Below are 21,008 nucleotides of genomic sequence, written 5' to 3'. Positions count from 1 at the left end.
GGCATCCTCGTCGTTATTAGGCTTTTCTCCCAACATAGAGGGTCTTTCGCTCGCTGTCACCTGATGAAAACTCACACAGCACGACAGGCTTTCTATACTTGTGGTTGGCTTATCCGATAAACACGTTGTGGAGCTGAAATGATCGACCTCTATTACGCCCCGACCCCCAATGGGCACAAGATTACGATCTTCCTCGAAGAAACTGCGCTGGACTACCGACTCATTAAGGTGGATATCAGTAAGGGTAACCAGTTCCGTCCCGATTTCCTCGCCATTTCACCCAACAATAAAATCCCCGCCATCGTCGATCATGACCCGGTCGATGGCGGCGCACCGCTCAGCCTGTTTGAGTCCGGCGCCATTTTGCTCTATCTGGCAGAAAAGAGCGGCCGGTTGCTTAGCGGCGAATTGCGCGAGCGCCATACCACGCTGCAGTGGTTGTTCTGGCAGGTGGGTGGACTGGGGCCAATGCTCGGCCAGAATCACCATTTCAACCACTTCGCCCCGCAGGCCATCCCCTACGCTATCGAGCGTTATCAGGTAGAAACACAACGGCTGTATAACGTCCTCAATAAACGGCTGGAAACGTCGCCGTGGCTCGGTGGCGAGCATTACAGCATTGCCGATATCGCCTGCTGGCCGTGGGTGAACGCCTGGCAGCGGCAGCGCGTCGAGCTGGACATGTTTCCCGCCGTGAAGAATTGGTTTGAGCGCATTCGCAGTCGACCCGCCACGACGCGCGCAATGATGCTGGCGCAACAGGATCCTGCGAGTGCAAAAGGATAACGCGACCGGGTTCTCGTGTATCATGCGAGAGTTCATACATGGAGGAGACCTGCAATGTCACATCATGACGCTATAATTCGTATAAAAAACCTTCGCTTACGCACTTTCATCGGCATTAAAGAGGAAGAGATCAATAACCGACAGGATATTGTCATCAACGTTGCGATTCACTATCCGGCGGACAAGGCTCGCGTCAGTGAAGATATCAACGATGCGTTGAATTACCGCACCATCACCAAAAATATCATCCTGCACGTTGAGAACAATCGCTTCTCATTGTTAGAAAAATTAACCCAGGATGTGCTCGATATCGCACGCGAACACCACTGGGTCACTTATGCTGAAGTGGAAGTCGACAAACTACACGCGTTGCGTTATGCCGATTCCGTCTCCATGACGTTGAGCTGGCAGCGCTAATCGCCATCACGGGAGGCTGCATGAAGATACTGGTAACCGGAGGGACTGGCCTTATCGGAGGACACCTGGTCCCGCGCCTGCAGGAACTGGGTCATCAGGTGACCGTACTGACCCGCCGCCCCGATAACGCCCGGGGAAAGCTCAATGACCGGGTGACACTGTGGGATACGCTGGAAGACAAGCAGAATCTCGACGGCATAGACGCGGTGATTAACCTGGCCGGTGAGCCCATTGCTGACAAGCGCTGGACGACTGAGCAAAAAGAACGCCTGTGTCAGAGTCGCTGGCGCATCACCCAGAAACTGGCGGACCTCATCAACGCCAGTGAAATGCCGCCATCGGTTCTGATTTCCGGTTCTGCCGCTGGTTATTATGGCGATCTGGGCGAAGTCGTCGTCACCGAGGAAGAACCGCCGCATAACGAATTCACTCATAAGCTTTGCGCTCGCTGGGAGCAAATTGCCTGCGAGGCACAAAGCGACAGAACGCGCGTTTGCCTGCTGCGTACCGGTGTGGTGCTGGCGCCAAAGGGCGGTATCCTCGGCAAAATGATCCCACCGTTTCGCCTGGGCCTCGGTGGCCCCATTGGCAACGGCCGCCAGTATCTGGCCTGGATCCACATTGATGATATGGTCAATGCGATCCTCTGGCTGCTGGATAACGACCTGCGCGGACCGTTCAACATGGTCTCCCCCTATCCGGTACGCAATGAGCAATTTGCTCATGCGCTGGGACATGCCCTGCAACGGCCAGCCATTCTTCGCGTACCGGCAACCGTGATTCGCCTGCTGATGGGCGAATCATCGGTGCTGGTGCTGGGTGGGCAGCGCGCCCTGCCCAAACGGCTGGAAGCCGCCGGATTTCCCTTCCGTTGGTATGACCTCGAAGAAGCGCTGGCGGATGTCGTTCGCTAACGTCTTCCCTGTTCACTCTCGCCATTCCGGTGGTAAGGTAGTCTCATTGGCTCCCGGAATGGCGATTTTATGGCACGACTCACAACCGAACGACTGACGCTTTCCCCGTTTCAACCCACAGACTGGCCCTTTTTCCTCGCGCTTCGTGAAAATCCGGACATCATGCGTTTTATGGGCAACCTCTGCCCGGAACGCGAAACGCGTTTGCTGTTTGCCCGTCGCCTTACCTCAAAACATACCTTCGTGATCCGCCAGCATCACGATGCCACGCCGCTGGGCGATATTGGCTTACAGATCAGCCATCATTTTCCGCAGGAAGCCGATATCGGTTATTGCGTCATCCCCGCCGTCCAGGGACGCGGTATCGCCAGCGAGGCCGTTCGTGCCGTCTGCGACTATGCCTTCCGTGAAGCTGGCGTGAAAGCCATCAACGCCTGGGTGCTTGCCGAGAATCGGGGTTCAGTCCGCCTACTGGAAAAGCTGGGATTTGTGCGTACGCAGGTGCTGGAGAAAGCGTTTGAGGTCAACGGTATCCACTATGACGACTGGGGATACCGTCTGGAGAGTGCGCGAGATTAATCGTCCATCGACGCGAGAAAGCCTTATGCACGTGTTGCGGTAAGCTCGTCAACGGGAAGACCGGTTATCCTGGCGACGGTGTGGGCATCAATACCGTCTGCCAGCATCATACGTGCGATCCGCTGGGCTTCATCGCGCTTGCCCTGTTGAATCCCCTGATCTACCCCCTGCTGACGCAATCTGTCGGCGATAGTCATTAGTCTCTCCTTGTGGTGGGGTGAACGCTGGGCAACCTCTGTAAGAAACTCACTGAAATGCGTCGCGTCACCGGTTTGCATCATATAATTAAACAGCGTTTTCAACTGGCTGTCATTAGCGTAACCCTTAACCAACAGGGCAACTAGTTGCTCCATCAAGCCCATTAAATCACGCTTGCGGATATGTTTTTGCATCAACTCCAGGAGTGCTATCCGTCGATGCTGCATAATTTCATCATCCGCCACAACCGTGATATCAACTAGCGGGAAGGCGGCGGTATAGAGCTGTCTTGCCGTGGCAGGATCGGAAAATTCGTCCAGCCAACACAACGAGAAGGGATAGGGCGTCACCGCGCCGTGATAAAATAACATCGGAATCACCAATGGCAGTTTTTTATGTCCGGCATCGAGATGACGTTGCATTGCCGCCATTGCATAGCGCATAAGTCGGAATGCCATATGAGCATCGGGTGAACTTTGATGTTCAATCACCACATAGATAAAGCCCTCTCCTTCCGCCGTCTTTAACGACCAAAGAACGTCGGAATAATACGCACGGAGATTCTCTTCAATAAAGCTACCTGACTCGAGTTTCAGCGAGCCCAGATCGCAAAGTTGCCGCAATGAAGCTGGCAGATGGAATTCCAGGAAATCTCTGGCAGTGTCCGGGTGGCACATGAACGTTTTAAACACCGCATCATGCGCTGTAACCTTAGCTGTTGTCATGGCCGTACCGTCATCCCTGTGAGTCGATGACATGACGTTACGCGCTTTAATCGTCTGCGACACCAACAGACGTTGCGCTTTGCGGTGATGAATCCAGGGGAAATGCGTTGATCTGCAATATTTTCAGGGATTGCAGAAAGCCACTCGCAAAAAAGCCGGGAGGCGGTGTTGCCTTTCCCGGCTTACCTTGACGATACGCGTAAACCCGTTACTTCAGCGACCCTTTCAGGAACTGTTGCAGGCGTGGGCTTTGTGGATTACCGAAAAGTTGATCTGGATTGCCCTCTTCTTCGATTTTCCCCTGATGCAAGAAAATCACGTGGCTGGAGACATGGCGGGCAAAACCCATTTCGTGCGTCACCACCACCATCGTTTTCCCCTCTTCTGCCAGTTGCTGCATGATACGCAGCACCTCGCCGACCAGTTCAGGATCCAACGCCGAGGTCGGTTCATCAAAGAGCAACACTTCCGGCTCCATCGCCAGGGCGCGCGCAATCGACACACGCTGCTGCTGACCACCGGAAAGATGCACCGGATATTTTCCCTGGGCACGCTCATCAATGCCGACTTTCGCCAGGTATTTGATCGCCCGATCACGGGCTTCCTGTTTGCTCAGACCTAACACCTGAATTGGCGCTTCCATGACGTTCTCCAGCACCGTCATGTGGCTCCACAGGTTAAAGTGCTGAAACACCATCGTCAGGCGGGTACGCAGTAAACGAAGCTGATTTCTATCCGCCACCTTCAACTGACCGTCTTTGTCACGCACCAGGTTGATGTTCTGGCCGTTGACCACAATCGACCCTTCGCTCGGTTTTTCGAGGAAGTTAATGCAGCGCAAAAACGTACTTTTCCCCGAGCCGGATGAGCCAATAATACTGATCACATCTCCGGCGTTGGCCTGCAGTGAAACCCCTTTCAGCACTTCGTGTTCGCCGTAGCGTTTGTGCAAATCGATAACGTTTAATTTATTCTCAGACATCGTGTTACCCGAATTATTTAGAGGAAACATGCTGCAACCAGCGCCTTTCCGCACGGCGGAACAGGCTTATCAGGACATACGATATGATTAAGTACAGCACGGCGGCAATACCGAACGCGGTAAAGGGCTGATAGGTCGCCGAGTTAATATCACGGGCGATTTTCAGCAGATCCGGAACCGTTGCCGTGAAAGCCAGCGCCGTGGAGTGCAGCATTAAAATGACCTCGTTGCTGTAGGCGGGTAATGCGATACGTAACGCCGAAGGCAGAATAATGCAACGATACATTTTGAATGAGGAGAAGCCATACGCGCGCGCAGCTTCAATTTCACCGTGTGGAACTGAGCGAATGGCCCCGGCGAAAATCTCTGTGGTATAGGCGCACGTGTTCAGCGTCAGCGCCAGAACGGTACAGTTCAGACCGCTGCGAAAAAAGGCGTTCAGAAAATCGGTGCCTTTGACTATCTCCAGCGTGTACATCCCTGAATAGAACACCAGTAGCTGAACGTACAATGGCGTCCCGCGGAAAATATAGGTAAACAGCCAGATGGGAAACTGGATGAACTTGTTACTGGAGACGCGACCAATCGCCAGGATCACCGCCAGAATGCCGCCCATCACCACGGAGGAAATCAGCAGCCACAGCGTAATCGCCACGCCCGTAAACCGGTAGCCATCCGTCCACAACAGGGATTTCCAGTACTCCTGAATAATCTCAATCACAGGTCAGCCCTCTTCACGCCGACGGAGTAACGGCGCTCAAGGAACAGCAGCACACCATTGGAAACCGTAGTAAATACCAGATAGATAAGCCCGCAGACGATGGCGAAATAGAATGGCTCCCAGGTGCTCTTCCCGGCCAGTTGCGTGGCTTTGACCACATCCTCCAGACCGAGCAGCGAGACCAGCGCCGTCGCTTTAAGGATCACCTGCCAGTTGTTACCAATCCCCGGCAGCGCATAACGCATCATCGCCGGGAACATAATGCGACGAAAGGTTTGTGAAGAAGTGAAACCGAAGGCGGTTGCCGCTTCAATATGTCCTTTGGGGACGGCCATAAAGGCACCACGAAAGGTTTCGGTAAAATACGCACCGTAGATAAAACCGAGTGTAATAATACCGGCGACCATCGGGTCGATATCAATCTGACTGATGCCTATCGCATCGGTTAACGTGTTAAGTGCTATCTGCAGGCCATAAAAAATCAGCAGCATCAGCACCAGATCCGGCACCCCGCGAATGAGGGTGGTATAACCTTCGAAAATAAGCCCCGTCACCCGGTTTTGCGAGAGTTTAGCCCCCGCCCCGACGAGGCCGATCAGAACGGCCAGCACCACGGAACTGAGGGCCAGTTCCAGCGTGACAATTGCGCCCTGTAAAATAACACCTGAAAACCCGTACAACATGCTGCCTGTCCTGTCGTGAGTGGCGAGTTAGAAGCCTCTTTTGAGTGATGACACACTTCATTGATGCCTGATGGCGCTACGCTTATCCGGCCTACCAGAACATCGTCGTAGGCCGGATAAAGCGAAGCCGTCATCCGGCATAAAGTCTGTCAAACATCTTCGGGCTTTATCTGCACCTGCGGGGATTAACCGCCATAAACATCAAAATCAAAGTATTTCTTCGCCAGCTTCTCGTAAGTTCCGTCAGCGCGCATTTCTGCAAACGCTTTATTCAGGGCTTCACGCAGTTCGTTATCCTCTTTGCGCAGACCCATGCCGGTCCCTACACCAAACAGTTTCTCGTCTTTCACAGACGGGCCGCCGAATTTGTAATCTTTGCCAACGGGTTGTTTCAGGAAGCCTTCGCTTGCGGCGACTTCGTCCTGGAATGCGGCATCAATACGCCCGGCAGTCAGGTCGGAGTAAATATTGTCCTGGCCCTGATACGACACAATCTCAATGCCTTTTGGCGCCCAGTGTTCGTTACCAAACGTCTCCTGAGTGGTGCCCTGCAGCACACCGACGCGTTTGCCTTTCAGCGACTCAACGGTCGGCTGAATGTCCGATGAATTGGCCACGACCAGACGCGAGTCAGCTGCATAAAGTTTGTCGGTGAAGGCGATTTCCTGCTGACGCTTTTCAGTAATCGAAAGCGAGGACATGATCGCGTCGATTTTCTTCGCTTTTAACGACGGGATCAGCGCATCCAGCGGGTTCTCAACGAAGGTACATTGCGTATTAATACGTTTGCACAGTTCTTTCGCCAGATCGATATCAAAACCCACCAATTCACCCTGCGCATTCTTCGACTCAAACGGGGCGTAGGTCGGATCGGTACCAATACGAACTTTTTGCGGAATGGCGGCAAAGGCTGCGGTAGCACTGGAGAAAGCCAGGACCAGAGAAAGAGATAACACCAGTTTTTTCATAACTATCCTCAACAGACTGTCTTTTATAGGGGATGTTTACAGGACCAGGTGCAGTTATCGTGCCATTAATCGGGTCGACAAGGCAAAACATTCTGCCCTGCAACCCGGTTTATTTTGCATGAAAAGCGCTTAAATATGCACTTCCGCTCTGTTCACCCGCAATAATTGCACCATAACGGTGCATTTAACCCGTCTCGCACCGCAATGGCCAACCCGAACGGTGCAATCAGGTCCCCGTATTCAGGTATCAGTCGCCGTAGACGTTAAAGTCAAAATACTTTTTCGCCATCTTGTCGTAAGTGCCATCCTGACGCAGATCGGCCAGCGCCTTATCAAAGGCGGCTTTCAGTTCTGCATCGTCTTTACGTAAACCGACGCCCGTGCCATCGCCGAAGTACTTTTTATCCTTCACGGAAGGACCGGCAAAAGCATAGTCTTTGCCCGCAGGCTGTTTGAGGAAACCTTCGCTGGCGGCAACTTCGTCCTGCAATGCGGCATCAAGACGACCCGCCGTCAGGTCGGAGTAAATCAGGTCCTGGTTCGCATAGGCCACCACATCCACGCCCTTGCTACGCCAGATGTCATTGGCATAGGCTTCCTGAGTGGAGCCTTGTAACACGCCAACGTGTTTACCTTTCAGCGCGTCAAGCGTTGGCTGAATCGGGGAACCTTTCGCCGCGATCAGACGCGAATCCGCCGCGTACAGTTTGTCAGAGAAGGCAATTTCCTGCTGGCGCTTATCGGTAATGGAGAGCGAAGAGATAATGGCATCAATTTTCTTCGCTTTGAGCGACGGGATCAGTGCATCGAAATCACTGGCGACCCAGGTACATTTGACCTGCATACGCTTACACATCTCGTTGCCCAGATCGATATCAAAGCCGATGAAGTCGCCTTTGGCATCTTTCGAAGAGAACGGTGCGTAGGTGGTATCCGTACCAATGCGCACCGTTTGCGGCAGCGCGGCATAGCTGGATGCTGTAGCAGAAAGACCAATCAGCAATGACAGAGCGAGAATTGACTTCTTCATACATAACCCTCAAGTGGAATGACTTTATTATGTTTTACGTTGTGTTGTGTGTTTGCAGGCTTTTTCATGCAGGTCTTATGCCATTTTCGCGCCGCTCGGGATATTCGACGTTAAATATGTTAATAAAACGTTGCAATATTGTCCTGATGTTGAAGATAGCAGGTCTGACGGATGAACCGCAGCGTTTCGAATGGATTTAGCGAATTAAATGTTGAGGATATGATCGCGGTTACAAAATTGCCCTGAAACAGGGCAATTGATGCAAAAAGGCACGCCGACGGGGCAGTATCATGCCCCCTGCCAGCGGGTAAAAAGGTCCTGCGGGAGGGCGATATCAAACAGATCGAGAACGCGATTAACTGTCTGATTTATCACATCATCCAGCGTCTGAGGACGATGATAAAACGCCGGAACCGGCGGCATAATGACTGCACCAATTTCCGCCGCCTGGGTCATTAAGCGCAAATGCCCCAGATGGAGCGGCGTTTCCCGAACACACAGCACCAGCGGGCGGCGCTCTTTTAACACCACGTCTGCCGCGCGGGTCAACAGGCCATCGGTATAGCTGTGAACGATGCCAGAAAGCGTTTTAATTGAACACGGCAGGATAACCATTCCGGCGGTCTGAAAAGAGCCGGAAGAGATACTGGCGGCGATATCGCGCGCATCGTGCGTCACGGCGGCGAGCGCCTGAACATCACGCAGCGATAAGTCAGTCTCGAGAGAAAGCGTCTGGCGGGCGGCCTGGCTCATGATCAGATGCGTTTCAACATCCGGTACATCGCGCAAAACCTGTAACAGTCGCACGCCGTAAATGGCGCCGCTGGCGCCGCTGATCCCTACAATGAGTCGTTTCATGATTTATCGCCCTGTCTGACTTCTGGGCTGACTTTGCAGGATTTTATAGGGAGTTGCAAGTCAGGGGGCGGGATTCGTCCCCTGACAGGTCAGGGATTACCCTTCGTTGTGCATCTCGAGGTTTTCAACTTCGTTCTGCAACTGAACCGCTTTGGCATCGTCATTACGCAGAGAATCGAGGAAATCGAGATATTGCTGATCCACATCCTTCGTAACGTATACGCCGTTAAACACGGAACATTCAAACTGCTGAATATCCGGGTTCTCGGTACGGACGGCGTCGATCAGATCGTCCAGATCCTGGAAGATAAGGCCGTCTGCGCCGATGATCTGGCGAATTTCATCCACTTCACGACCATGCGCAATCAGTTCGTTTGCGGTAGGCATATCGATGCCGTACACGTTCGGGAAGCGAATCTCCGGTGCCGCAGAGGCCAGATAGACCTTTTTCGCCCCGGCTTCACGTGCCATCTCAATAATCTGCTCTGAGGTGGTGCCGCGCACAATGGAGTCATCCACCAGCAGGACATTTTTATCACGGAACTCCGCGCGGTTGGCGTTCAGTTTGCGGCGTACAGACTTACGGCGCAGCTGCTGTCCCGGCATGATAAAGGTACGGCCGACGTAGCGGTTTTTCACAAACCCCTGACGGTACGGCTTGCCGAGAATACGCGCAATTTCCAGCGCGATATCACAGGAGGTTTCTGGAATCGGAATGACCACATCGATATCCAGATCTTCCCACTCGCGGGCAATTTTTTCGCCAAGTTTGGTACCCATGTTCACACGGGCGCTATAGACGGAAATCTTGTCGATGAAGGAATCCGGACGCGCGAAGTAAACATACTCGAACAAGCACGGATTGCTGACCGGGTTTTCGGCACACTGACGGGTGAATAACTGCCCTTTCTCAGTGATATAAACCGCTTCGCCCGACGCAACGTCACGCAGGAATTCAAAGCCCAGCGTATCCAGCGCGACGCTTTCAGACGCTACCATATATTCGGTACGGCCATCGCCGATATCACGTTTACCCAGCACCAGCGGACGGATACCGTTCGGGTCACGGAAGGCAACCATACCGTGACCGATAATCATCGCCACGCAGGCATACGCGCCGCGGATCTGGCGGTTGGTCGCGGCAATCGCGGCGAAAATGTTGTCTGCTTCCAGCGGGTAGTGGCGGAAGTTATCCAGCTCACTGGCGAAGATATTGAGCAGGATTTCAGAATCTGAGGTGGTATTGATGTGACGGCGCTTCTCTTCAAACAGCTTTTTACGCAGTTCGTGGGCATTGGTCAGGTTGCCATTGTGGGCAAGCGTGATGCCATACGGGGAGTTGACGTAGAAAGGTTGAGCTTCAGAGGCGCTGGAGCTGCCAGCCGTTGGATAACGCACATGACCGATGCCCATGTTGCCCTGCATACGCTGCATGTGGCGAGCTTCAAATACATCACTCACCAGACCATTTGCCTTACGCAAACGGAAGCAGTTATTTGCATCGATGGTGATAATGCCAGCGGCATCCTGACCACGATGCTGAAGCACTGTTAAGGCGTCATAAATCGACTGGTTAACCGGCATAACACCGGCGATACCGACAATACCGCACATACGTCTTTTTCCTCGTTAAGCTACAACCCAACGCTTATGCTCTGGGCAAGAAACTTGACGAGCTTTGCAGATAGTCAAAGAACCATCTGATGATGAAACTGAACTCCGGGATCAGCTGTGACTTACTCCAGTCTTCACCTTTCGACAGGCCGGTAAAGGTGTCGAGAAAGAACAGAATGGCAGCCACAATCAACACGCCGCGCAGAGCCCCGAAACAGACACCCAGAACCCGGTCGGTACCTGACAGACCGGTTTTCTCAACCAGTTGCCCTACCACGTAGTTCACAATGGCGCCGACGATCAGCGTCGCGATAAACAGCACCGCGATGGCAATCCCGTTTCGAACCAGTTCGTCTTCAAAGCCCGAAAACCAGACAGACAGGTAAGTGTAGTAATGGCTGGCGACAAAGAAAGCACAACCCCATGTCACCAACGATAACGCTTCACGAACAAAGCCACGGATCAGGCTAACCAGACAGGAAAAACCAATCACCGCGATAATGGCGTAATCAATCCAGACCATATGTGTCCCACGATTTTACGCCCTGTCGTCCTGTTCGGGGCGCATTCTAACAGAAAAAGAAAACGTTTGCGTAGGGATTTCCTTCCCGCGCGTAAATAAAAATGGCGCTGAAAAAAACTTCAACGCCATACCGTTTTATGCCTCTTCGGGCACTGCCGGATGGCGGTAGAAACGCCTTATCCGGCCGACATACAACAAGATGGGAAGCCTGATAAGACGCCGAGCGCTGTCGTCAGACCACCCTCACTTAGTTCGGGCTGTACCCCATCACCACTCCGCTTAATCCGGAGATTTGCTGTAACTCGCCGAGCGAGCCTTTCAGCTTGTCGCGTGATGCATCCGGCCCCACGAGAATACGGGTTATTTTACCCTGTACTGGCGTTGACGGAGAAGTATATACCCGGAAACCTGCGGCACGAAGTTTACCCACGATCTCATTGACCTTATCGGCATTTTTCAGCGCACCTAACTGCACAACGTAGGCTTTACCCGTCGGCGCCGGTTTCTCTTCTGCCGCCGGTTTTGGCGCAGGAGCGGGAACCGGAGCAGGCGTTGCCTCTACAGGCGGCTGTGGCTTCGGTTGCGGCTTCGGCTTTTCAACCGGTTTTGGTTTGGGCTGTTCTACCGGCGCTGGCGTCGTATCAAGCTCAGGATTATTCGCTGATGCATAGCGTGACGGATCCAACGACGGCGCCGCCGCATCGCCTGCCCGTACCTCTTCCGCCGCCCCTTCTGGCGGCTGGGTCGGCAATGCCTGCGTTGCCGCTGGCATCATATCCGGCTCATCGCGATCGCCCGGTTTCGGGACCAGCGGGATCGCCGCGAATTCATCCTGATAATGTTTTTTCTGCCCGTCGAGCAGCCCGGGCAACACAATGACGCCCAGCGCGACCAGCACAATCGTGCCGACTAAACGATTCTGAAACTTACTCGCCACCGATTCTCCCCGCGTCCATCACTTCCATGACATGTGCAACCGTGTGAAATGAACCACACACCAGTACGGTATCTTCTGGTCTCGCGTCTGCCAGAGCGGCATGCCATGCCAGCGCGACACTGTCATAGACACTGCCTTTACCGAGATGTTCCAGCAGTTGTTCTGCCGTTGCGCCCCGGGGACCTTCCAGCGGAGCACAATACCAGTCGTCGACCACGCTTTTCAACCAGGCCAACGTTCCCGCAATATCCTTATCATGTAGCATACCGATAACGGCAAGAACGCGCCCCTTTTTCGGCAACATTTTCAGCCGTCCAGTGAGATATTCCGCTGCATGGGGATTATGCGCGACATCAAGGATGACGCGCGGCGACTCGCTCACAATCTGGAAACGTCCCGGTAGAATCGCCCGGGCAATCCCGTCGCGGATCGCCTGCTCACTGACGTTCAGGCCACTGGCGCGCAGTGCCGCCAGCGCGGTCGCCGCATTGGGTTGCGGGACCTGCGGCAGCGGTAAATCCACCAGCGTGCCGTGGCGGTCGCTAAAGGACCAGTCCGTCTCCGTTACCGTAAACTGCCAGTCTTCGCCACGACGCTGTAACCGCGCGCCTTTCTCCAGCGCGACATCGGCGATGGTATAGGGCATTTCGGGTTCGCCGACAATCGCTGGTTTTCCCGCACGGAAAATACCAGCCTTTTCACGGCCAATGCTTTCACGATCCGGCCCCAGCCAGTCGGTATGATCCAGCGCGATGCTGGTGACTACGCCAACATCGGCATCGACGATATTCGTCGCGTCGAGTCGTCCGCCCAGCCCAACTTCCAGGATCACCACATCCAGTTGCGCCTGCTTAAACAGCCACAATGCGGACAACGTGCCGTATTCAAAATAGGTCAGCGAGATATCCCCACGCGCCGCTTCGATCTCCGCAAAGGATTCGGTGTGAGCCGATTCGGGCAGTTCATTGCCACGCACGCGGACGCGTTCGGTGTAACGCACCAGATGCGGCGAACTGTATACCCCGACGTTATACCCCGCCGCCGTCAATACGGACTCCAGCGTCCGGCAGGTCGTGCCTTTACCATTAGTGCCTGCCACGGTGAAGACAAACGGCGCAGGCTTCAGTACACCCAGTCGCGCCGCCACCTGGCTTACGCGCTCAAGGCCCAGATCGATCGTTTTCGCGTGGAGGTTTTCCAGATAAGAAAGCCACGAGGCCAGGGGCGACGTGGCTTTAGGAATACGTTTGTTATTCATGATGCCCGTAAAATCGTTACGTTGAGAAAAGCAAAAGGGCAGCGCCTGTGGCCCTGCCCTTTTCAGTTATCAGGCCTCGGGTTCCTGATCCGGCACCGGCGGCACCACCACGCCTTCACGCGGGGTATCCGGATTTGGCGCCGGCAGATTCATCAGCTTCGCCAGAATGCTCGCCAGCTTCAGGCGCATCTCCGGACGGCGGACGATCATATCGATAGCGCCTTTTTCGATCAGGAACTCACTGCGCTGGAATCCCGGCGGCAGTTTCTCACGTACGGTTTGCTCGATAACGCGCGGACCCGCGAAACCGATCAGCGCTTTCGGTTCAGCAATGTTGAGATCGCCCAGCATCGCGAAGCTTGCAGAGACGCCGCCCATTGTCGGGTCGGTCAGCACGGAGATGTACGGCAGACCGCGCTCTTGCATTTTTGCCAGTGCTGCGGAGGTTTTCGCCATCTGCATCAGCGACATCAGCGCTTCCTGCATACGCGCGCCGCCGGAGGCGGAGAAGCAAATCAGCGGGCAGTTATCTTCCAGCGCCTGTTCAACGGCACGTACAAAACGTGCGCCGACGACAGAACCCATCGAGCCGCCCATGAAAGCAAACTCAAATGCCGCTGCAACGACCGGCATGCCGTGAAGCGTACCCTTCATCACGACCAGCGCATCTTTCTCGCCGGTTTCCTTTTGCGCGGACGCCAGACGGTCTTTGTATTTCTTGGAGTCACGGAACTTCAGTACGTCTTTCGGCTCGAGCTCGCTACCCAGCTCCACCAGCGTTCCTTCATCTAACAGGCTATGCAGGCGGTTACGCGCCGACATACGCATGTGATGGTCACACTTCGGACAGACCTCAAGATTACGTTCCAGCTCAGCACGGTATAAAACCTGACCGCAGCTATCACACTTAGTCCACACCCCTTCAGGAATGCTTGCCTTGCGGGTGGGAGTAATGTTGCTTTTAATTCGTTCAATCCAGCTCATTTATGACCTTTCTGCCTGAACCTGGTGTGTTCCAGTTTTGCCGTGGGGGCGCATAATGCCATTTTTGCCCCCAACAGACCATGAATGTTGCACATTAAAACATAACAGCCCGAAACTTTGGACAAAAAAGTGGTCGAACCGCCGAGTTAGTTTCTATTTTGTTACACGTGACGCAGCGCGTTTATGGCGAATAATTTCCACCACGCCCGGCAGGATCGATACCACAATAATCCCGACTATCAGCAATTTAAGGTTGTTCTGAATCATCGGAATGGTGCCGAAGAAGTAACCGGCATAGGTAAAGAGCAGAACCCACAGCAGCGCGCCTATCACGTTATACGCCGCAAAATGACGATACGACATATGTCCCATTCCCGCCACAAACGGTGCAAATGTTCTGACGATCGGCACAAAACGGGCGAGAATGATGGTTTTTCCGCCGTGTTTTTCGTAAAACTGGTGCGTTTTGTCCAGATAGCTGCGGCGGAAAATCTTCGAGTCCGGGTTACTGAATAACTTCTCGCCGAACAGTCGACCAATAGTGTAGTTCACCGCATCCCCGACAATCGCGGCAATCAGCATCAACACCACCATCAGGTGCACATTGAGATCGTTGGTGCCCAGCGACGCCAGCGCCCCCGCCACAAACAGCAGGGAGTCCCCTGGCAGGAACGGCGTCACCACCAGCCCCGTTTCACAAAACAGAATCAGAAACAGTATTGCGTAAACCCAGACGCCGTACTCTGCGACCAGCTCCGCCAGGTGCACATCAATGTGCAGGATAAAATCGATGAGAAAGTAAATCAGGTCCATAGTTGCCTATACCTTTGTACGACGCAAATTAGTCCGCCAGAAAGAGCGGGCCCATGGGCGGTTTAGGAAGGTCAAACCGGTCAGGGTAGTCCACCGCAACCAGATACAGTCCTTCGGCCTTCGCCGTTGCCGCTGCGAGCGTTCTGTCCTTTGCCGCTAACAACTCTGCTATCCAGCTCTCCGGCTGGTTGTGGGCGCCTACTTCCATCAGGCTGCCAACAATGTTCCTGACCATATGATGTACAAAGGCATTCGCTTTGATATCGACCACCACATACGCCCCATGACGCGACACCGTAATGTGCATCACGTTACGCCACGGCGTGCGCGACTGGCACTGGACGGCGCGAAATGACGTAAAGTCATTCTCGCCAACCAGACACTGCGCCGCACGATGCATGCGTTCGGCGTCCAGCGGCTCGTAATAATGCGTCACACCTTTGCCTAACACCGCCGGACGTAACCGATGATTGTAGATGATGTAACGATATCGGCGAGCCGTGGCGCTGAATCGCGCGTGAAAATCTTCCGGTACAGCTTTCACCCATCGCACCGCAATGTCACCAGGCAAATTCGCATTTACACCCAATGTCCATGCCGCATCTTTACGCAGCGCGGTGGTTTCAAAATGCACAACCTGCCCGGTGCCGTGCACACCGGCATCGGTGCGTCCGGCGCAAAAGACATTAATCGGCTCATTGGCGACCTGTGAAAGCGCCTTTTCCAGCTTTTCCTGCACACTGCGGACTTCATTCTGACGCTGCCAGCCATAATATTTGCTGCCGTCATACTCGATGCCCAGCGCAATTTTATACACCGGCGGTTGTTGCTGGTCAGACATCAGTACAGATACTCCTGCACCAGTTTTTCCGCAATTTTCACCGCCATCAGCGCGCCGCCAAAGCGGACGTTATCCGCCACGGACCAGAACTGAACCTGTTCCGGCATGCCGTAATCGTTACGCACGCAGCCCACCGACAGATGCGCGCTGCCTGAAGCGTCGCCAACCTGGGTCGGAAAATCACTCTCTTCTGACAGCACAATGTCTTCGCCGCGGGAAAAGGCATCACGAGCCTCTTCGGCAGCCAGTGGACGCAGCGCTTCAAATGCCACCATCTGCGCGTGACCGTAAAACACCGGTGACTGTACGCAGTTTGCCGAGATCAACAACCCGTCATCCTGCATGATTTTGCGTACTTCATCGACGATCCGCCGCTCTTCACGCACGCTGCCTTCGCGATCCGGCAACAGCGGCAACATGTTGAACGCCAGCTGGCGACCAAAGAAATCATCTTCATCGATGGGGATCCCGTTCAGCAGTTTTGCGCTTTGTCCGGCCAGCGCATCGACCGCTTTTTTACCGTGCGCTGATGCCGAAAGCAGACTGGTTACGGTGATGCGAGAAAGTCCACCCTGATCGATAAGCGGTTTCAGCGCGGCCAGCAGTTGACTGGTCAGGCTGTTCGGCACAGCAATCACGTTACGATTGCGATAATCCGCCAGCACAAACGGGTTCACTTCCGGCACCACCAGCGGAACATCAGGTTCAAGCGCGAACAGACCGCTGGAATCAATGACCAGACAGCCTGCATTTGTCGCCTCTTCAACCCAGGCCGCCGTGGCCTCAACGCCGGCGACGAAAAAGGCCAGTTGCGCCTGCGTCCAGTCGAACTCGGCCGCATCCTGCACAATCACTGACTTACCACCAAAGCGCAGATGTTCGCCCGCGCTTTCATTACGTGCCAGCGCAAAAATTTCCCCAACCGGGAACTGACGGTCAGCCAGGGTTTCAAGCAACGCTTCGCCAACGGCGCCCGTCGCGCCGAGGACGGCAATATTCCAGCCTTCAGACATGGTGGTTTACTCCAGAAAAGCATAAGCCTCCCTGCCGATTATTCGTCAGGGGGCATTAAGAAGACATTAACGTGTCGGGTGATGAACTGCGTTAAAACCCAGTTTACACAGTAACGCCGCCGCATCTGCGTCGTCGCACATCACATACAGTGAGGACCACTCACGACGCTCGAGGTAATTTTTGCGCAGTTTATCAAATTCACCCGGTTTTCCGGCAACGTTGCGCAGCGGCGCATCGTCGCGGCGCACATCATACACCAAATGCACCAGTCTTTTCAGCGTCGGCTGATCCAACGGGCCGTGCAGCGTAATGCGGCCAAATTCCGGCGCAGGCAGTAGCGTATCCAGCGCGATATGTTGCTCGCGGCCGATAAACGCGCTCCAGGCTTCAAAGACCTGCGTGGTGCCGCGCGCTTTGCCTTCCAGCGTGTAGCCCGCAATATGCGCAGTGCCAATATCGATCGTGTTCAACAGGTCAACATTCAGGTCCGGCTCGCCTTCCCAGACATCCAGAACCACACTCAGATCCTGTCCGGCGTTAAGACGCGCCAGCAGCGCGGCGTTATCCACCACGGCGCCACGACAGGCATTAATCAGAATAGAGCCCGGTTTCAGACGGGAAATCAGCGCGTCATCGGCCAGATGCAGCGTTTTGTAAGGTCCTTCTTTAAACAGCGGCGTGTGGAAGGTCAGGATATCGGCTTCTTGCACCAGCGCATCAAGCGAACGGAAATCGCCCTCGTCTCCGCGATCCGCACGTGGTGGATCGCATAACAGCGTGCGGATCCCCAGCGCTTCCAGTCGCGCCTGCAGGCGTCCGCCGACGTTACCCACGCCGACAATCCCGACGGTACGATCGCGTAACGCGAATCCGTCACGTTCCGCCAGCATCAGCAGCGCGGAGAAAACATATTCCACCACCGCGATGGCGTTACAGCCGGGTGCCGCTGAAAATCCAATGCCCGCCTGCTTGAGCCACTCCTCATCCACATGGTCAGTGCCCGCAGTTGCGGTACCCACAAACTTGATGGCTTTCCCTTCCAGCAGCGACGCGTTCACTTTGGTGACCGAACGCACCATTAACGCATCGGCATCATCCAGCTCAGCGACAGGGATGGGACGTCCGGGAACCGCTTTGACCTCACCCAGACGACTAAACAATTCGCGGGCATAAGGCATATTTTCATCAACGAGAATTTTCACGTCTGTCGTACCTGTTTGAGAACGAGAGTTAACCGGGCAAGTGTGCCATAATCTGGCCGCCAGGCATACTTTGCTAAGATTGATGGTTTAAGGATAAGTGATGATGCAACCCATTTCCGGTACTCCCGCGCGCCCTCCCGGTGAAGGGCAACCTGCGGTTTCCACGGCGGGCGAACAACCGCTCTCCACGCAACAGCGGACCGTACTGGAACGCCTGATAACGCGCCTGATTTCACTGACGCAACAGCAAAGTGCGGAAGTGTGGGCCGGTATGAAGCACGATCTCGGCGTAAAAAGCGATACTCCGTTGCTGTCGCGCCATTTTCCTGCGGCGGAACAAAACCTCAGCCAGCGTCTCGGCGTGGCCCAGCAAAATCATGCCAACCGCCAGGTGCTTTCACAGTTGACAGAATTACTGAATCAGGGAAATAACCGCCAGGCAGTGAGCGATTTTATTCGCCAGCAGTACGGGCAAACGGCGCTCAGCCAACTCAAACCGGAACAGCTTAAGAACGTGCTGACGCTTTTACAGCAGGGACAGTTGTCGATCCCGCAGCCGCAGCAGCGCCCGGCGACCGATCGCCCGCTGCTGCCAGCCGAACACAATACGTTAAATCAACTGGTGACCAAACTGGCCGCCGCAACGGGGGAATCCAGCAAGCTGATCTGGCAATCGATGCTGGAACTTTCCGGCGTGAAAAGCGGTGAGCTGATCCCGGCAAAGCATTTCACCCATCTGGCGACCTGGCTACAGGCGCGTCAGACCCTGAGTCTGCAACATGCGCCTACCCTGCAATCGCTACAAGCGGCGCTAAAGCAACCGCTGGAAGCCGATGAGCTGGTCAGCCTGAAAGAGTACGCCCAGCAGAACGGGCAGATCCAACCGCAGACGGTACTGACCACCGCGCAGGTGCAGGATCTTCTGAATCAGATCTTCCTGCGCCGCGTCGAACGCGATCGGGAATTAAACGATCCACGCCACATTCAGCCGATTTACAGTCCGTTTGCGCCGGTTATCGACACGCTGCGCTCGTTCACCGCGCGTCCCGGACTGCTGTTCATCGCCCTGCTGGTCGCGTTACTGATTTTCTGGCTGGTCGTCTAGCCCCGGCGAAACGACAGCAGCGTCACCGCTATTCCCAGCACCGCCGAAATCGCACCGGCAAGAAACACGGATGGATAGCCACAGGACGTGGCAAGCAACCCCGCCAGCGGGCCAGTGACCGCATAAGAGATATCCTGAAATGCGGCGTAGCCTCCCAGCGCCGTCCCGCGAACCTGTGACGGTACGCGTTTCACCACTTCAACGCCGAGCGCCGGGAAGATCAGCGAACACCCCGCCCCGGTTAATGCCGCACCGAGCAGCGCAAACCAGGCCGTCGGCGCCAGCCAGAGCAAGACCAGTCCAACGGTCTCGATCAGCAGAGAAGCGACAGCCACTCTGACCCCGCCAAAGCGGTCCGGCATCCAGCCAAACAGCACGCGCATGATCACAAAGGCCCCGCCAAACGCGGTCAGCGTAAAGCCGGCCATCGCCCAACCATGGCTGGCAAAATAGAGAGAGATAAAGGTGCCGATCACGGCAAATCCCACGCCTTGCAGCGCGAGGCCCAGACCCGGTTTCCAGATAAGCCCTACCACGCTCCACAGCGAGGGACGCTCGCCTGCATGGGCCGGTACTTTACGCACCGTTCCGTTAAACGCCCATGCCAGCAGCGGCAACACCATTGTCGTACCCGCAAGACCCGCAAACCCAAAATGGCTGTGGATCAACAGGCCCAGCGGCGCACCTGCCGCCAGCGCACCGTAAATCGCCATCCCGTTCCACGACATCACTTTACCGGAACGTGCTGGCCCCACCAGACCCAGTCCCCAGGTCAGGGTTCCGGTCAGTAGCTGGCTTTCTCCAAACCCGAGGATCAGCCGTCCGACGATTAATAACGCGAATTTGATCGGTACAGAAACAGGTAACAATGCCGCCAGTAGCCACGCGCCGCCCGCCAGCGCGCAGGCAAACATTCCCTGCAGCGCAGAACGTTTGGCGCCGTACTGATCGGCGAGACGTCCGGCATAGCCGCGCGTCAGAACGGTGGCCAGAAACTGAATCCCCACGGCGATACCGACCATCGTATTGCCGTAGCCCAGTTCATGGTGAACAAAAAGTGGAATGACGGGTAGCGGCAGGCCGACCGTCATGTAGGTCAAAAAGACCGCAAATGCGATACGAAAAAGCGATGTGTTCGCTGCAGAGGTTTTTTCTTTATGGGTTACTGCTGTCATGCGTTACTCCAGAATGCAGAGTAAGGCGAGGAAATGCCACGCCCCCTCCACCTGACCGTCAGGATTAAGGTGCGTTGGATAACGTCAAACGCTTACGCATTATCCGGAAGATAATGATGGGCCTGAAGTCTGCCTGTGAGTGGCTAAAGTTGTCAACCGCAAACCATCAGCGCGTATCAATACAGGTTTTCATCGTCAAAGAGTGAAGGCAAGACGGCACCGATGCCTTTGGTCCCAAACAGATAAGTCACCTGTTGCTGCTGTTCTGGCGTCAGGAGTCTGAACATCATATCCCAAATCTCTTTCGGTTCTGCTTCCTAGGCTGATGATTCATTGCGCACCGATGCCGTGTCGCCATCCACAACATAGGGATGGACATAAACGGGGAGAATTGAAATGTGGTATTCCCACGCCTTTGATTTACTGCGCTTGCGTTTAATGCCTTCTTTACCTGCGCTCAGGATATTGAGCCGATTGCGAACAGCGGGGATGCTACCGGGAAAACCCGGTAGGCCAATACATTCCTGTACCGTGAGCCATTCTTTAGACATCATTTCGTTCCTTTCCCCAGTGAAATAAAAATAACTTTTCTTTCTTGCGCGAAATTTCAGGGTTATTCTGGCAATACTCAGCCGACAAAAGAAAATCGCCTTCTTTTGTCGCCATGATATAAACCATAAA

At 54.6% G+C, this 21,008-nt stretch carries 23 protein-coding genes and 1 pseudogene; 5 read left to right on the top strand and 19 right to left on the bottom strand.

All coding sequences use genetic code 11. The features are described from left to right. Positions 1-138: 138 nt before the first annotated feature. The 4 genes from yfcG to WM46_RS01645 all read left to right on the top strand — a co-directional run bounded on the left by yfcG (position 139) and on the right by WM46_RS01645 (position 2,696). Complete coding sequence (gene yfcG / locus WM46_RS01660) at positions 139-786, top strand: GSH-dependent disulfide bond oxidoreductase (RefSeq protein WP_102601255.1); 648 nt, start codon at positions 139-141, stop codon at positions 784-786. Between the two features lie 54 nt (positions 787-840). Beyond that, on the top strand, positions 841-1,203 hold the full coding sequence (gene folX, locus WM46_RS01655; protein WP_043000007.1) for a dihydroneopterin triphosphate 2'-epimerase: 363 nt from the start codon (positions 841-843) through the stop codon (positions 1,201-1,203). Between the two features lie 20 nt (positions 1,204-1,223). Beyond that, a complete protein-coding gene (locus WM46_RS01650) occupies positions 1,224-2,117 on the top strand; it encodes a TIGR01777 family oxidoreductase (RefSeq protein WP_102601254.1) in 894 nt (297 codons plus the stop codon). 69 nt (positions 2,118-2,186) lie between these two features. Then, positions 2,187-2,696, top strand: coding sequence for a GNAT family N-acetyltransferase (locus WM46_RS01645; RefSeq protein ID WP_102601253.1), 510 nt, complete (start codon positions 2,187-2,189; stop codon positions 2,694-2,696). A 23-nt stretch (positions 2,697-2,719) separates the two neighbouring features. Here the strand turns inward: WM46_RS01645 and WM46_RS01640 are convergent, their stop codons facing one another. The 16 genes from WM46_RS01640 to pdxB all read right to left on the bottom strand — a co-directional run bounded on the left by WM46_RS01640 (position 2,720) and on the right by pdxB (position 18,047). Then, positions 2,720-3,619, bottom strand: a complete 900-nt coding sequence (locus WM46_RS01640) for an Rpn family recombination-promoting nuclease/putative transposase (protein WP_102601252.1) — start codon at positions 3,617-3,619, stop codon at positions 2,720-2,722. A gap of 208 nt (positions 3,620-3,827) precedes the next feature. Next, on the bottom strand, positions 3,828-4,601 hold the full coding sequence (hisP, locus tag WM46_RS01635; RefSeq protein WP_102603754.1) for a histidine ABC transporter ATP-binding protein HisP: 774 nt from the start codon (positions 4,599-4,601) through the stop codon (positions 3,828-3,830). A gap of 13 nt (positions 4,602-4,614) precedes the next feature. Beyond that, a complete protein-coding gene (hisM, locus tag WM46_RS01630) occupies positions 4,615-5,322 on the bottom strand; it encodes a histidine ABC transporter permease HisM (protein WP_061074826.1) in 708 nt (235 codons plus the stop codon). Continuing rightward, complete coding sequence (locus WM46_RS01625; RefSeq protein ID WP_061074827.1) at positions 5,319-6,005, bottom strand: histidine ABC transporter permease HisQ; 687 nt, start codon at positions 6,003-6,005, stop codon at positions 5,319-5,321. The genes hisM and WM46_RS01625 overlap by 4 nt, the downstream gene beginning before the upstream one ends. 185 nt (positions 6,006-6,190) lie before the next feature. Further along, complete coding sequence (gene hisJ, locus WM46_RS01620) at positions 6,191-6,973, bottom strand: histidine ABC transporter substrate-binding protein HisJ (protein ID WP_061074828.1); 783 nt, start codon at positions 6,971-6,973, stop codon at positions 6,191-6,193. Positions 6,974-7,220: 247 nt separating this feature from the next. Next, a complete protein-coding gene (argT, locus tag WM46_RS01615) occupies positions 7,221-8,003 on the bottom strand; it encodes a lysine/arginine/ornithine ABC transporter substrate-binding protein ArgT (protein WP_061074829.1) in 783 nt (260 codons plus the stop codon). 288 nt (positions 8,004-8,291) lie between these two features. Then, a complete protein-coding gene (locus WM46_RS01605) occupies positions 8,292-8,861 on the bottom strand; it encodes a UbiX family flavin prenyltransferase (protein WP_102601251.1) in 570 nt (189 codons plus the stop codon). A 96-nt stretch (positions 8,862-8,957) separates the two neighbouring features. Next, entirely contained in the window at positions 8,958-10,475 is a 1,518-nt protein-coding gene (gene purF, locus WM46_RS01600; RefSeq protein WP_061074834.1) for an amidophosphoribosyltransferase, read from the bottom strand. Between the two features lie 34 nt (positions 10,476-10,509). Beyond that, the gene (cvpA, locus tag WM46_RS01595) at positions 10,510-10,998 is read right to left on the bottom strand and encodes a colicin V production protein (protein ID WP_046483084.1); all 489 of its coding nucleotides are present in this window, start codon (positions 10,996-10,998) and stop codon (positions 10,510-10,512) included. Between the two features lie 247 nt (positions 10,999-11,245). Beyond that, complete coding sequence (gene dedD, locus WM46_RS01590; RefSeq protein WP_061074835.1) at positions 11,246-11,935, bottom strand: cell division protein DedD; 690 nt, start codon at positions 11,933-11,935, stop codon at positions 11,246-11,248. Next, positions 11,925-13,193, bottom strand: coding sequence for a bifunctional tetrahydrofolate synthase/dihydrofolate synthase (folC, locus tag WM46_RS01585; protein WP_102601250.1), 1,269 nt, complete (start codon positions 13,191-13,193; stop codon positions 11,925-11,927). Before folC ends, dedD begins: the two co-directional genes overlap by 11 nt. Positions 13,194-13,262: 69 nt before the next feature. Beyond that, positions 13,263-14,177 (bottom strand): acetyl-CoA carboxylase, carboxyltransferase subunit beta, encoded by a 915-nt coding sequence (gene accD / locus WM46_RS01580; RefSeq protein WP_061074837.1) that lies wholly within the window; start codon positions 14,175-14,177, stop codon positions 13,263-13,265. Positions 14,178-14,330: 153 nt separating this feature from the next. Continuing rightward, the gene (locus WM46_RS01575) at positions 14,331-14,990 is read right to left on the bottom strand and encodes a DedA family protein (RefSeq protein ID WP_102601249.1); all 660 of its coding nucleotides are present in this window, start codon (positions 14,988-14,990) and stop codon (positions 14,331-14,333) included. A 28-nt stretch (positions 14,991-15,018) separates the two neighbouring features. Then, positions 15,019-15,831 carry a tRNA pseudouridine(38-40) synthase TruA gene (gene truA / locus WM46_RS01570; RefSeq protein WP_102601248.1) on the bottom strand — a complete coding sequence of 271 codons (813 nt, stop codon included), beginning with the start codon at positions 15,829-15,831 and terminating at the stop codon, positions 15,019-15,021. Next, the gene (locus WM46_RS01565) at positions 15,831-16,844 is read right to left on the bottom strand and encodes an aspartate-semialdehyde dehydrogenase (RefSeq protein ID WP_102601247.1); all 1,014 of its coding nucleotides are present in this window, start codon (positions 16,842-16,844) and stop codon (positions 15,831-15,833) included. The genes truA and WM46_RS01565 overlap by 1 nt, the downstream gene beginning before the upstream one ends. 66 nt (positions 16,845-16,910) lie before the next feature. After that, the gene (gene pdxB, locus WM46_RS01560) at positions 16,911-18,047 is read right to left on the bottom strand and encodes a 4-phosphoerythronate dehydrogenase PdxB (RefSeq protein ID WP_102601246.1); all 1,137 of its coding nucleotides are present in this window, start codon (positions 18,045-18,047) and stop codon (positions 16,911-16,913) included. 103 nt (positions 18,048-18,150) lie between these two features. On the opposite strand from pdxB, the gene flk reads away from it, so the two are divergent. Further along, on the top strand, positions 18,151-19,152 hold the full coding sequence (gene flk / locus WM46_RS01555) for a flagella biosynthesis regulator Flk (protein ID WP_102603752.1): 1,002 nt from the start codon (positions 18,151-18,153) through the stop codon (positions 19,150-19,152). On the opposite strand, the gene WM46_RS01550 is transcribed toward flk, so the two are convergent. From WM46_RS01550 to WM46_RS26545, 3 genes and pseudogenes are all read right to left on the bottom strand, one after another. Next, positions 19,149-20,327: an MFS transporter gene (locus tag WM46_RS01550; protein WP_102601245.1), complete on the bottom strand. Its 1,179-nt coding sequence runs from the start codon at positions 20,325-20,327 to the stop codon at positions 19,149-19,151. The two genes, flk and WM46_RS01550, sit on opposite strands and share 4 nt — an antisense overlap. A 176-nt stretch (positions 20,328-20,503) precedes the next feature. Continuing rightward, positions 20,504-20,878 (bottom strand): annotated as a pseudogene (locus WM46_RS01545) (hypothetical protein). Further along, positions 20,871-20,993 carry a hypothetical protein gene (locus WM46_RS26545; RefSeq protein ID WP_262360439.1) on the bottom strand — a complete coding sequence of 41 codons (123 nt, stop codon included), beginning with the start codon at positions 20,991-20,993 and terminating at the stop codon, positions 20,871-20,873. The pseudogene WM46_RS01545 and the gene WM46_RS26545 overlap by 8 nt, the downstream one beginning before the upstream one ends. Positions 20,994-21,008 lie beyond the last annotated feature (15 nt).

The organism is Citrobacter freundii complex sp. CFNIH2 (assembly GCF_002880615.1).
Lineage (GTDB): Bacteria > Pseudomonadota > Gammaproteobacteria > Enterobacterales > Enterobacteriaceae > Citrobacter_A > Citrobacter_A amalonaticus_F.
This window is presented reverse-complemented; position numbering and strand designations above follow the sequence as displayed.

Bases quoted from the DNA above. Each gene is read 5' to 3' on its own strand.
- yfcG (WP_102601255.1), top strand. From the start codon at position 139: ATGATCGACCTCTATTACGCCCCGACCCCCAATGGGCACAAGATTACG.
- folX (WP_043000007.1), top strand. From the start codon at position 841: ATGTCACATCATGACGCTATAATTCGTATAAAAAACCTTCGCTTACGC.
- WM46_RS01650 (WP_102601254.1), top strand. From the start codon at position 1,224: ATGAAGATACTGGTAACCGGAGGGACTGGCCTTATCGGAGGACACCTG.
- WM46_RS01645 (WP_102601253.1), top strand. From the start codon at position 2,187: ATGGCACGACTCACAACCGAACGACTGACGCTTTCCCCGTTTCAACCC.
- WM46_RS01640 (WP_102601252.1), bottom strand. From the start codon at position 3,619: ATGACAACAGCTAAGGTTACAGCGCATGATGCGGTGTTTAAAACGTTC.
- hisP (WP_102603754.1), bottom strand. From the start codon at position 4,601: ATGTCTGAGAATAAATTAAACGTTATCGATTTGCACAAACGCTACGGC.
- WM46_RS01625 (WP_061074827.1), bottom strand. From the start codon at position 6,005: ATGTTGTACGGGTTTTCAGGTGTTATTTTACAGGGCGCAATTGTCACG.
- hisJ (WP_061074828.1), bottom strand. From the start codon at position 6,973: ATGAAAAAACTGGTGTTATCTCTTTCTCTGGTCCTGGCTTTCTCCAGT.
- argT (WP_061074829.1), bottom strand. From the start codon at position 8,003: ATGAAGAAGTCAATTCTCGCTCTGTCATTGCTGATTGGTCTTTCTGCT.
- WM46_RS01605 (WP_102601251.1), bottom strand. From the start codon at position 8,861: ATGAAACGACTCATTGTAGGGATCAGCGGCGCCAGCGGCGCCATTTAC.
- purF (WP_061074834.1), bottom strand. From the start codon at position 10,475: ATGTGCGGTATTGTCGGTATCGCCGGTGTTATGCCGGTTAACCAGTCG.
- cvpA (WP_046483084.1), bottom strand. From the start codon at position 10,998: ATGGTCTGGATTGATTACGCCATTATCGCGGTGATTGGTTTTTCCTGT.
- folC (WP_102601250.1), bottom strand. From the start codon at position 13,193: ATGAATAACAAACGTATTCCTAAAGCCACGTCGCCCCTGGCCTCGTGG.
- accD (WP_061074837.1), bottom strand. From the start codon at position 14,177: ATGAGCTGGATTGAACGAATTAAAAGCAACATTACTCCCACCCGCAAG.
- WM46_RS01575 (WP_102601249.1), bottom strand. From the start codon at position 14,990: ATGGACCTGATTTACTTTCTCATCGATTTTATCCTGCACATTGATGTG.
- truA (WP_102601248.1), bottom strand. From the start codon at position 15,831: ATGTCTGACCAGCAACAACCGCCGGTGTATAAAATTGCGCTGGGCATC.
- WM46_RS01565 (WP_102601247.1), bottom strand. From the start codon at position 16,844: ATGTCTGAAGGCTGGAATATTGCCGTCCTCGGCGCGACGGGCGCCGTT.
- flk (WP_102603752.1), top strand. From the start codon at position 18,151: ATGCAACCCATTTCCGGTACTCCCGCGCGCCCTCCCGGTGAAGGGCAA.
- WM46_RS01550 (WP_102601245.1), bottom strand. From the start codon at position 20,327: ATGACAGCAGTAACCCATAAAGAAAAAACCTCTGCAGCGAACACATCG.
- WM46_RS26545 (WP_262360439.1), bottom strand. From the start codon at position 20,993: ATGGCGACAAAAGAAGGCGATTTTCTTTTGTCGGCTGAGTATTGCCAG.